This is a genomic window from Candidatus Pandoraea novymonadis, assembly GCF_003004665.1.
GTDB lineage: Bacteria > Pseudomonadota > Gammaproteobacteria > Burkholderiales > Burkholderiaceae > Pandoraea > Pandoraea novymonadis.
In genome coordinates, this window is record NZ_MUHY01000004.1 from 32,449 (window position 1) to 44,725 (window position 12,277).

General features: G+C 46.4%; 7 protein-coding genes. 6 read left to right on the top strand and 1 reads right to left on the bottom strand.

What is annotated here, in order from left to right; translation table 11 throughout:
• Nucleotides 1-139: 139 nt before the first annotated feature.
• The gene (locus BZL35_RS04670) at nt 140-4,804 is read left to right on the top strand and encodes a glutamate synthase-related protein (protein ID WP_106183144.1); all 4,665 of its coding nucleotides are present in this window, start codon (nt 140-142) and stop codon (nt 4,802-4,804) included.
• An 80-nt stretch (nt 4,805-4,884) separates the two neighbouring features.
• Complete coding sequence (locus tag BZL35_RS04675; RefSeq protein ID WP_106183095.1) at nt 4,885-6,354, top strand: glutamate synthase subunit beta; 1,470 nt, start codon at nt 4,885-4,887, stop codon at nt 6,352-6,354.
• A gap of 60 nt (nt 6,355-6,414) precedes the next feature.
• On the opposite strand, the gene BZL35_RS04680 is transcribed toward BZL35_RS04675, so the two are convergent.
• Nucleotides 6,415-8,109, bottom strand: a complete 1,695-nt coding sequence (locus tag BZL35_RS04680) for an ABC transporter ATP-binding protein/permease (protein WP_106183096.1) — start codon at nt 8,107-8,109, stop codon at nt 6,415-6,417.
• A gap of 394 nt (nt 8,110-8,503) precedes the next feature.
• Here BZL35_RS04680 and BZL35_RS04685 point away from each other — a divergent pair, with 394 nt between their 5' ends.
• From BZL35_RS04685 to BZL35_RS04700, 4 genes are read left to right on the top strand one after another with little or no spacing between them, the layout of a single operon-like run.
• Complete coding sequence (locus BZL35_RS04685) at nt 8,504-9,646, top strand: FAD-dependent oxidoreductase (protein ID WP_106183097.1); 1,143 nt, start codon at nt 8,504-8,506, stop codon at nt 9,644-9,646.
• A complete protein-coding gene (thiS, locus tag BZL35_RS04690; protein ID WP_420837024.1) occupies nt 9,643-9,852 on the top strand; it encodes a sulfur carrier protein ThiS in 210 nt (69 codons plus the stop codon). Before BZL35_RS04685 ends, thiS begins: the two co-directional genes overlap by 4 nt.
• Before the next feature lies 1 nt (nt 9,853).
• The gene (locus BZL35_RS04695; RefSeq protein WP_106183098.1) at nt 9,854-10,693 is read left to right on the top strand and encodes a thiazole synthase; all 840 of its coding nucleotides are present in this window, start codon (nt 9,854-9,856) and stop codon (nt 10,691-10,693) included.
• 2 nt (nt 10,694-10,695) lie between these two features.
• Nucleotides 10,696-11,880, top strand: a complete 1,185-nt coding sequence (locus BZL35_RS04700) for a thiamine phosphate synthase (protein WP_106183099.1) — start codon at nt 10,696-10,698, stop codon at nt 11,878-11,880.
• Nucleotides 11,881-12,277: the final 397 nt, after the last annotated feature.

The window sequence follows — 12,277 nt, forward strand, 5'->3', positions numbered from 1 at the left end:
TTAATTGGCTGTAATGGTTTGAAGTCCCTAGACAGCTGCGTTTTGAGATGATTTATACGTGGAAAATAGAAAACGATCGCTCGCGACGACAGGTGCGCGTTTGGCAGAAGAAAGGTTAGTTATACCCCACTCGCAGGGCATGTATGATGCGAGTCATGAGCATGATTCTTGCGGCGTCGGTTTTGTCGCGCATATCAAAGGGATAAGGAGTCACGCTCTCGTTCAACAAGGTTTGAAGATTCTTGAGAACTTGGATCATAGAGGTGCTGTTGGTGCTGATCCTTTAATGGGTGATGGCGCCGGTATTTTGTTGCAAATACCCGATCAATTTCTCCGAGAGGAAATGGCTAAGCACTCTGTAGTGCTCCCTCCACCTGGTGAATATGGCGTGGGCATGATTTTTTTGCCGAAGGAGCATGCTTCACGCTTGGCTTGTGAACAGGAGCTTGAGCGTACAGTCAAGGCTGAAGGACAGGTGGTATTAGGCTGGCGTGATGTTGGTATCGATCACGAAATGCCAATGTCGCCAGCAGTCAAAGCGACTGAGCCTATTATTCGTCAAATTTTCGTGGGCTGTGGGCAGGATATCATGGTGACGGATGCGCTCGAGCGTAAGCTATATGTGATCCGAAAAACTGCCTCCCATCGTATCCAAGCGCTCAAACTTAAGCATGGTAAGGAATATTTTGTGGCATCGATGTCCGCGCGTACTCTTGTTTACAAGGGCCTCCTCTTGTGCGATCAAGTTGGACGCTACTACCGTGATTTATCTGACTCCCGTATGGTGTCGGCGCTTGCTCTTGTTCACCAACGATTCTCTACTAATACATTTCCGGCGTGGGAGTTGGCACATCCATACCGCATGGTTGCACACAATGGTGAGATTAATACGGTTAAGGGTAATGTCAACTGGTTGAATGCTCGTACGGGCGCGATTTCTTCAGCGGTACTGGGGAAGGATCTACAAAAGTTGTGGCCTCTGATTTATCCAGGACAATCGGATACGGCATCGTTTGACAACTGTCTTGAACTCTTGACAATGGCTGGGTACCCGCTTGCACATGCGGTGATGATGATGATCCCTGAAGCGTGGGAGCATCACACGATGATGGACGAAAATCGCCGTGCTTTTTATGAATATCATGCGGCGATGATGGAGCCGTGGGACGGCCCTGCTGCGATAACCTTTACAGATGGTCGCCAGATTGGCGCAACCCTAGATCGTAACGGTTTGCGTCCGGCGCGTTATGCTATTACCGATGACGATATGGTCATATTGGCATCGGAATCTGGCGTACTGCCTATTCCAGAATCAAGGATTATCAAAAAATGGCGTTTACAGCCGGGCAAGATGCTCCTGATTGATATGGACCAAGGCCGTATCATCGATGATACGGAATTGAAGAATACACTTGCCAACGCAAAGCCATATAAGAGATGGGTCGATGCTGTACGTATTAAGCTTGACGAAATTGAATCAAAAGTTGAGTACGCTAGTGTGCATCGTGATATTACAACGCCGTTAATCGATTTGCAGCAGGCGTTTGGTTATACGCAGGAGGAGATGAGGCTTCTCTTAATCCCGATGGCGCTGAATGGTGAAGAAGCTATCGGTTCTATGGGCAATGACAGTCCACTCGCGATTATGAGCAATAAGAATAAGACGCTCTATCACTATTTTCGTCAGCTTTTTGCACAAGTGACTAATCCTCCGATCGACCCGATTCGCGAAAACTTAGTAATGTCATTGGTTTCTTTCATCGGGCCGAAACCAAACTTACTCGACACCAACAATATTAATCCACCCATGCGGCTTGAAGTATCTCAGCCCGTATTGGATTTCAAGGAAATTGCGAAGATTCGTCATATTGATCAGCATACTGGTGGGAAATTCCGTTCATATGAGATAAACATTTGTTATCCCGTAATTTGGGGAAAAGAAGGGATTGAAGCTTGCTTAGCATCGATGTGTGCAGAGGCGGTTGATGCGGTGAAATCAGGCTACAATATCTTAATTCTCTCCGATCGTTTGACGAATGGGGATCGGGTCGCAATTTCGGCATTACTGGCGACATCCGCAGTCCATCATCATTTGGTGTTACATGGCTTGCGTACCAGTACTGGACTAGTGGTTGAAACGGCGTCTGCCCGTGAGGTACATCATTTTGCTTTGCTAGCGGGATATGGTGCGGAAGCGGTACATCCATATTTGGCAATGGAGTCTTTAGTGGTGATCGCCAAGACCCAGCTGAAAGAGAATTTGACACCAGAAAAGGCTATTAATAATTTTGTGAAGGCGGTTGGAAAAGGTCTTCACAAGGTCATGTCGAAAATGGGTATTTCGACATATATGTCTTACACGGGAGCACAGATTTTCGAGGCTATTGGTCTGTCGAGCGAGCTAGTGAACAATTATTTTAAGGGGACAGCTTCGAACGTTGGTGGGATTGGTATTTTTCATGTCGCCGAGGAGGCTTTACGTTTGCATCGTGATGCATTTAACGACAATAAGGTGATTGTAAATGCGCTTGATGTCGGTGGCGAATATGCTTACCGTACTCAAGGTGAAGATCATATGTGGACACCGGATACGCTTGCTAAGCTACAACATTCGACACGTGAAAATTCCTACCAAACTTACAAAGAATATGCAAATCTCGTAAATGATCAAAGTAAGCGCCAGATGACGTTGCGGGGATTGTTCGAGTTCCGTGTTGATCCAAAACGTGCTATTGCGTTGGATCAAGTGGAGCCGGCACACAGTATTGTGAAGCGTTTTGCTACAGGTGCTATGTCGCTTGGTTCGATTTCGATTGAAGCACACGCGACATTGGCTCTTGCCATGAATCGGATCGGAGGTAAGTCGAACACAGGAGAAGGCGGGGAAGATGATCGTCGTTATCGTAATGAGCTGAATCGGATTTCTATCAAAAATGGCGATACGCTTGCATCAATTGTTGGTCACGATGTGATCGTGTCAGATCTTGAACTCCAAGATGGCGATTCATTGCGTTCGAAGATTAAGCAAGTAGCTTCTGGACGTTTTGGTGTGACGGCCGATTATTTGGTTTCAGCCGATCAGATTCAGATCAAGATGGCGCAAGGTGCAAAACCAGGTGAAGGAGGTCAACTACCGGGTGATAAGGTCACGAAATATATAGGTAAACTACGTTACGCTGTGCCAGGTGTCGGCCTGATTTCACCCCCACCACACCATGATATTTATTCTATCGAGGATTTAGCACAGTTAATTCACGATTTGAAGAACGTTAACAGTGCATCCTCGATTTCTGTTAAGTTGGTTTCCGAAGTTGGAGTGGGTACGGTGGCGGCTGGAGTGACTAAGGCGAAAGCTGATCATCTGGTGATCGCTGGACATGATGGTGGCACAGGTGCATCACCACTGTCGTCGGTTAAATATGCCGGCTCACCTTGGGAGATGGGTTTGGCGGAAACTCAACAGACACTGGTGCTCAACCGTTTGCGTAGTCGTATTCGTGTGCAGGTCGATGGGCAGATGAAGACCGGACGTGATGTTGTAATTGGTGCATTACTTGGAGCTGACGAATTTGGTTTCGCGACAGCGCCGTTAGTGGTCGAAGGCTGTATCATGATGAGAAAATGTCATCTTAATACCTGTCCAGTTGGGGTTGCGACCCAGGATCCGGTTTTGCGTCAGAAATTTCGTGGTAAGCCGGAACATGTTGTCAATTATTTCTTTTTCGTGGCAGAGGAAGTTCGAGAGATTATGGCCCAGCTTGGGATTGCTAAGTTTGACGATTTAATTGGCCGTGTAGATTTCCTTAACACGAAGTCTGGTATTGATCATTGGAAGTCGAAGGAGCTGGATTTTTCACGTATCTTCCACCTGCCGGATGTTGAAGGCATAGTTCCTCGTTTGCATGTTGAATTTCAAGATCACGGTCTGAAACAGGCATTGGATCATATATTGATCAAAAAATCCCTGCCGGCACTGGAGAAGGGTGAGCATGTGTCATTCATTCAGTCGATACGTAACCGGAATCGTACCGTCGGCGCCATGCTGTCTGGCGAAGTGGCTCGACGTTATGGGCACGAGGGTCTCCCAGACGATACGATTCATGTGCAGCTCAAAGGCACGGCTGGTCAGAGTTTTGGGGCCTTCTTGGCTAAGGGTATTACGCTGGATCTTGTTGGCGATGGCAACGATTATGTCGGAAAGGGACTATCTGGTGGGCGTATTATTGTTCGGCCAACGACTGATTTTCGTGGTAATGCTGAAGACAACATTATTGTTGGTAACACAGTGATGATTGGTGCGATTCAAGGTGAAGCGTTCTTTAACGGTGTGGCTGGAGAACGATTTTGCGTACGTAACTCGGGTGCGATAGCCGTGGTGGAAGGTACAGGTGATCATGGCTGTGAATATATGACGGGTGGTACAGTTGTTGTACTGGGCGAGACGGGACGTAATTTTGCAGCTGGAATGTCGGGGGGTATAGCCTATGTATTTGACCCCCATGGGATATTTGCCATTAAATGTAATACCACGATGGTTGGGCTTCATCCGGTATTGCCAAAAATCGAGCAAGAACGCACGGTCGAAATGGCTTTTTGGCACTGTGGGCAGACTGATGAGTTCTTAGTGCGCGAATGTATCGAAAAACACTTTCAGTATACTGGTTCATCACGTGCGAAGGCACTACTGGAAGATTGGAACAGTGCCCGCGGAAAGTTCGTTAAGGTATTTCCCTATGAGTACAAGCGGGCACTAGGCGAAATAGCGAAATTCAATAAAAAAATCACTGATGACCTAAGATTATAGGCATCGAGAATTATATTTTCCACGCTACGTGGTTTGTCAGACAACCGTCTGTTTAATAGGTATCTATCCGCAGAAGAAACATGGGAAAGATCACAGGGTTCCTCGAATTTCAGCGCCAGCATGAGTCTTACGAAGCACCGTTTTCGCGCATTAAGCACTACAAAGAATTCGTTAGTGTATTGTCGGATGGACAAGCCAAGCTACAAGGCGCGAGGTGTATGGATTGTGGCACTCCGTTCTGCAATAACTTTTGTCCACTGAATAATATAATTCCCGATTTCAATGATTTAGTGTATCGCCAAGATTGGGAGACAGCTATTCAGGTGCTGCATTCTACCAACAATTTTCCAGAATTTACTGGTCGTATTTGTCCGGCACCTTGTGAAGCAGCATGTACCTTAAATATCAATGATGATGCGGTAGGCATTAAGTCGGTTGAGAACGCCATTATAGATAAGGCTTGGAACCAAAGTTGGATCGAACCAGAATTACCTAAACATAAGACTGGTAAGGCGGTGGCGGTGGTTGGTTCTGGACCGGCCGGTTTGGCGGTAGCACAGCAACTGGCTCGTGCTGGACATGACGTGACTGTTTTTGAAAAAAACGATCGTGTGGGTGGTTTACTGCGTTATGGCATTCCTGACTTCAAGCTGGAAAAATGGTTGATCGATCGCCGAATACAACAAATGGAAGCTGAAGGAGTTAGGTTCTGCACTGGTTTTTATATCGGCCGTGAAGAGCCAGATATGTTCATCAATAATTTTTCCAAGGAGATTATATCGCCAGAGCAGTTACAGGTACAGTTCGATGCTGTCGTTCTTGCTGCTGGTGCTGAGCAGCCCCGTGATTTGTCAGTTCCAGGTCGTGATTTGTCTGGTATACATTTCGCGATGGAGTTTCTGCCACAGCAGAATAAAGTTAACGCAGGTGATAAGTTGCAAAAGCAGGTGATGGGAACTGGTAAGTATGCCATCGTGATTGGAGGTGGTGATACGGGTTCAGATTGCGTTGGCACATTGAACCGCCATGGTGCTAAGCATATTGTGCAGTTAGAACTTTTACCTAAGCCCCCGGAGACGGAAAATAAGTCGATGGTGTGGCCGTATTGGCCAGTGAAATTACGAACATCGTCTAGTCATGACGAAGGTTGTAAGCGTGATTGGTCTGTGACAACGAAGCGCTTCGAGGGAAAGGATGGGAAAGTTGAGAAGTTGATCGCTGTGTGTGTAGAATGGAAAAATGGAAAAATGCAAGAGATTGCTGATTCTGAGTTTGAACTAAAGGCTGATATCGTGTTGATCGCCATGGGTTTTGTCTCGCCGATTCAGCAAATTTTTGACGCATTTGGTGTTGCAAAGGATGCGCATGGTAATGTCCGAGCCTCGACACAAGAAGGTGTGTGCGCTTACTTGACTAATGTGCCGAAAGTATTCGCCGCGGGCGATGTTCGGCGTGGCCAGTCGCTTGTCGTGTGGGCTATTCACGAAGGACGCCAGTGTGCACGCGCAGTTGATTCATTCCTTATGGGAGAGCACGGGTTGCTGCGCTGAGATTTTTTCTTAAGAGTGAAAAAAATAAAAGGAGTCCTTCCTGGACATTTCCCCTCATATCTACTTAATGGGAATCTCGTTTGATTTGAGAGATTTTCTGGTTAACGTTAACGTGTGTTCGTGGAATGAGAGAAGAGTTTCCCGATGTGTCACGCTCACAATAGCGGTGTTTGTTAACTGTGTGCGTAATACTGCATAGATATGCTCTTCTGCTTCCGTATCAAGTGCACTAGTGGCTTCATCAAGGAAGAGATAGTCGGGTTTTTGTAGTAGAGCGCGTGCAGCGGCGAGACGTTGTTGTTCGCCTCCTGAGAGGCGTTGACCCCAATGTGCTTCAGTCTGTAAATGCTGAACATACGGTCCAAGTTTCACCGATTCAAGCGCTGCGGAGCAGGATGCATCATCGAAAGCTTCAGTATCTGATGGATATGCTAATGCCACTTTTAACGAGCTAATTGGCAGGTAACTTTTTTGTGGAAGAAATAAAAGTCGGGCTTTGGCGGGTGTTACAATGCATCCATTACCGAATGGCCAAAGTCCTGCGATTGCGAGAAGGAGTGTGCTCTTTCCGCATCCGGATGGGCCACGAATCATCCAGCGTGTACCTGCTGGAATTTTGATAGAGCCGACTGTTAATAGCGGTGTGCCATCCGGTAAAGATAATCTGAGATTATCGGTAGCGAGTATTTTTCCTGTTGTATGTGTGATGTTTCCTTGGGCAGTAGGGACCTCGACCGCGCGCGAGAACTCTCGAAGCCGGTTGACTGTGGCTTTCCATTCCGTTAGCTGGGGAAAGCTATTAATGAACCACGAGAATGCGTCACTCACATGTCCGAACGCATTGACTATGCGCATGAGTATGCCAAAAGTAAAAGCGCCAGCGAAGTAACGTGGTGCAGCGGCTATGACTGGAAAAATAATAGCCATTTGTGTATACACGGAGTTTGCTAGCATCAGGTGCTTTGTGTAATGCATAATTTTCCAGCAATTGCTTCGAATTTTATCGAATGTACTCAATAGCCGATCTTGTTCTACACTCTCGCCGCGATACAGAGCAATTTGCTCCGAATTTTCACGTAAACGGACCAGTAGAAAACGAAAATCAGCTTCTACCTTTTGTTGATGATAATTCAAGTTCATCATCGGCTGTCCGATCCGGAAGATGATGAATGATCCACCAATCGCATAAATCGCTGCGACCCAAACCATATAGCCCGGTATGGAGACGTTCATAGTCCAGAGTGAGATCGAGAGTGCACCGGAAAGTGTCCAAAGTATCGTGACGAACGATAACAATGTGACGAGTGTTGAGAGAAGATTGATAAATAGTGCTAACGATGTCGACGTCAATGAATGTAGATCTTCTGATATCCGTTGATCTGGATTGTCTACAAGATGCTCACGTTCAATCCAATAATACGCTTGCTGTTCGAGCCATTTGCGTAAGTTGAAGTTGGTTAGCCATTGTCTCCATTTGATCTCTAGCATCTGACGGAAATAGACTCGGAATGTGGTAATTAATACTAAGGTAAAAGCAAGCAATATGAATTCAAGTAGCGCTATTCTGAAAGCTGACCAATTGTGATCTTGAAGCGCATTAAAGAAATTTACATTCCATAGGTTAATGCGTACGTTGATATAGACAATAGCAAGATTAAGGATAATAACCAGTGCCAGTAGGCCACGACCTTGCCAGCGTTGTTCTGAGACCCAGTATGGACGGATCAACTGCCAGGCGCTAAGAGCTTGTGTCATGGGGTTTTACAGAGAAAAAGGTTGATACAATCTAGCGCTTGAAACCAATAGTGGAGTGGATACACTGCGATTTTGATTAGCGAATACGGCGTTATGTTATTGCATAATTTGTTTTTTGTCGAAAAACCATAGGCAAATCGATTAAGAAATAACATCTTTTGAAAGTCTGTTTCAATTTGGTTTGATGTGTTATGGACTGTCCGTGTTTATGTTCTAATTATTGCGCATGCAAAGGATACTTGGTGCACGGCAACGTAAACATGGTTTAAGGAGATAAAGGAGAGTATTACACTCGACCTAGATAATAATTATTTAAAAATTTTTAAACTCCTCTGTGCATGCTATTGTAGCGACAATCGTTTTTTCTTTTGCGTTAAGGCATGAGAGTTTCCCCATGCGATCCATTGAGCTTTTTAGTGTTAAAACTTCCTGTCCGGATGTTGCAATTTTGGGCGGTGGTCTATCTGGACGACTTGTCGCTTGGCAATTGGTATGTGCTGGTTTGCGTGTTGCGCTGTATGAACGAGGAAATTCTGAAGGTTCTGCTGCAGCCGGCTGGGTTGCGGCTGCCATGCTAGCACCGTTGGCAGAATCCGCTATTTCGGAGTCTTGCATTGTTGAGATGGGCACACTTGGCTTAGAACGTTGGCCTTCCTTAATAGAACGATTGCCAGAACCTGTTTTTTTTCAGCGCACAGGGACATTGGTTGTTTGGCATCAACCCGATCGTTCTGAAGCGGAGATGTTTGAGCGTCGCATGCGGACCAATGCGCCAGAAGCGTTGTTACGTGGAGGTGTTGAATCTCTTATTGGCGCACGGTTGTGGGAGATTGAACCTGCCCTAAAACATCGTTTTCATGAAGGTTGGTGGTTTCCGAACGAAGGTCAGCTCGATAGTCGTCAACTGTTAAAATCTTTGGCTTCCGGATTAGAGAAAGCCGGTGTTGCTCTGCATTGGCACACTGGTATTGAAGAAGGACACTATCCGGAGGCCCGACTTGTTATTGATTGTCGTGGCCTGGGTGCACGAATAGCATTCTCTAGGTTGCGTGGTGTGCGAGGTGAGGTCGTCCGAATTCATGCGCCAGGGGTTGGTTTGCGGCGGCCGGTCCGATTGCTACATCCACGCTATCCAATTTATATCGCGCCTAAGGAAAGTGACCGATATGTGATTGGTGCAACGGAACTGGAGTCTGAAGATATGTCGCCGATGACTGTCCGTTCGGCTTTGGAGCTTTTGTCGGCAGCCTTCTCTTTACATCCTGCATTTGGGGAGGCGCGCATTCTTGAACTAAACGTTAATTGCCGACCAGCATTACCTGACCATTTACCTTGTGTGCAGTGGGATGGTAAGTGCACTTTGCGTCTTAATGGCTTATATCGTCATGGGTATTTGCTCGCCCCAGTAGTTACTGGTGAGATATGTGCTTTGGCAATAAAGATTCTTGAGCTGGCAGCGGTTGGCCGTTCACTCGATTGGGATAACTGGAGAGCAGGACGGCAATGGCCGTCCTTGTTTCAATTTAAATCAGAATGAGTACTGCAATGAAGATTCATATTAATAATGAGACATTAACTGTGAGGGATTCGCTTACCCTTGCCGAAGCATTAGCTAATTATGGTGCTAAGTCGCCATTCTCAGCTGCTATCAATGGTTTTTTTGTCCCAAAAGAGCAATATGGGGCTCGCATCCTTGCCCCGGGTGATACTGTCGATGTAGTACAGCCAGTGGTGGGAGGCTGAGATGCTTAGGCAAGCGTACTTGACGGGGAATCATAGTCCATCTGATGTACTTACGCTTTACGGTACAAGTTTTCCTAGTCGTTTCTTATTGGGGACAGCGCGTTATCCATCGCTTAAAGTACTAAATGATGCTATCGATGCAGCACGTCCCGCTATGGTGACGGTTGCTTTGCGACGCCAACTTTCGGGGGATGATGCTCAGTCGATGGGAATCACTTTCTTGGAAACGATCCGTCGGCTTGATGTACCAGTGTTGCCTAATACTGCTGGTTGTCATTCTGTCAAGGAGGCTGTCACGACCGCACATATGGCTCGAGAAGTGTTCGAGACGGATTGGATTAAACTGGAGTTAATCGGTGATGATTACACGTTACAACCGGATCCTTTCCACTTATTGACGGCGGCGGAGCAACTGATTAGTGATGGTTTTAAAGTTCTGCCTTATTGTACGGAAGATCTTGTGTTATGCCGTCGTTTACTTGATGTCGGCTGTCAAGCATTGATGCCCTGGGGCGCACCGATTGGAACTGGTAAGGGAGTTATCAATCCCTACGGTTTTAAATTATTGCGTGATCGATTGCCTGGCATACCACTCATCGTTGATGCTGGAATGGGGTTGCCCTCGCATGCATGTCAAGTAATGGAGTGGGGCTTCGACGGAGTTTTGTTAAATACGGCTGTCGCACAAGCAGTACAGCCAGTTGAGATGGCGTGTGCTTTTGCTTCTGCAATTCGAGTGGGACGCGTCGCGTGGTTTGCTGGCCCAATGACTGAAAGAGACAATGCACAAGCCAGCACGCCTGTGGTTGGTGTGCCATTCTGGCATCATGCAGGTACTTGACGATGTCTGTCAAGTTGCTACCTGGTGATGAGAAAATTTTGCTGCCACATATTACTTTTTTTTCGACAGATGATCGTTTAGCTTACACTTGGCGATTAGATGCTCAACGGATTCGGATGCGTTTGGCTCCTTGGCCAGAAGCGGTAGAGTCGCCCAATTGGCGGATCTATGTTGGTAACCCACTTGAGGCAGGTAAAGACGACTTTATTCTGAGGGAGGTTGCATCGCAGTGTGCTATTGAAGATTCGATATATTGCTCGTTGATCGCTCGAGGAGCGACGGTTTTATTCTCTCGTGTCTTAAACGATGGTCATGTGCTGGACGAATTGCATTGGTGCGGTATGACTTACCGCCTCTTAAGTGTTGCTGATTCTGCTTTTCTACCTGCATTGGCGGCATTCCTGGATTGCGGATTCGATGCCCTCGATGCGGTGTGCTTAGCGAGGGCATGGCGTAGCGATAACTGTCATGCTGAAATCGGCAGTGAGTTGGGTGATTGGCCTGTTAAATTAGAAACGTTTCCTAAAGTGATGGATTTAATTCCAAGCCCTGGAAGTTTTCCGTTTTGTCCTTCATCACTGGGGGTGTACCCAATATTCTCCTCAGCGGATGGATGCGAGGCGATGGCTAAGCTTGGTGTGAAGACGGTTCAGTTGCGAATAAAATCGATGAATCCAAATGAACTTAGGAAACAAATTGCACGTACAGTGTTAGTTGGCTTACAAGTAGGCGGTGCATATTTCATCAATGATCATTGGCGTCTCGCTGCCGATGAGGGTGCTTATGGTGTGCATTTGGGGCAGGAAGATATTTTGGGGTTATCAGCAAATGATATTGCCGAACTCTTTCTTTCGGGTATGCGATTAGGGATCAGTACTCATGGGTACTATGAAATACTTGCTGCACATCATTTCAGACCTAGTTATCTCGCCGTCGGTGCAGTATTCCCAACGGTTACTAAAGTCATTGCGACGGCACCACAAGGATTAGAAAAGCTGGTGCGATTCGTTCGACTGATTCAGCCTTATTATCCGGTTGTTGCTATAGGCGGTATTGATGTGGAGAATCTTTCGATGGTGCTAGCTACCGGTGTTGGTGGCGCGGCTGTTGTGCGAGCGTTGACAGGAGGGGGGGATATGGAAGAGATGGTGGCGCGAATGCAGACGATATTTAAGGAGCAAAACTAATGCATGCTTTGTAGTTGGTTTGTATTAAACGTTTTTTGAATAATGCTACGCATTTAAATGCTCGTTGGTCATTTCTTTAAGAGTGTATAGACACACAAAGAGTAGTCGGCCACATACCACCACGTCTTAATAAGATTCCATCGATGGTATTGGTGCATTTATCTACGAGTGTCAATGTTCTATGAGGGTCGCGATTTTCCGAAGGACTGAGAAATTTATAGTTAGTGATTCGTGTGCTATTCCTCTTCGCTTTCTCAAGGGACGATTGAGAGTAACCTTTGATTTCATGGTTAGTATCAGATCATGATGTCTAATTCTTTCTAGACTTTATGTTTGTATCTTCGATATTTACTGAAGTCAGTTTCCTCATGCTCTCATTATGGAATAAGAAACATCG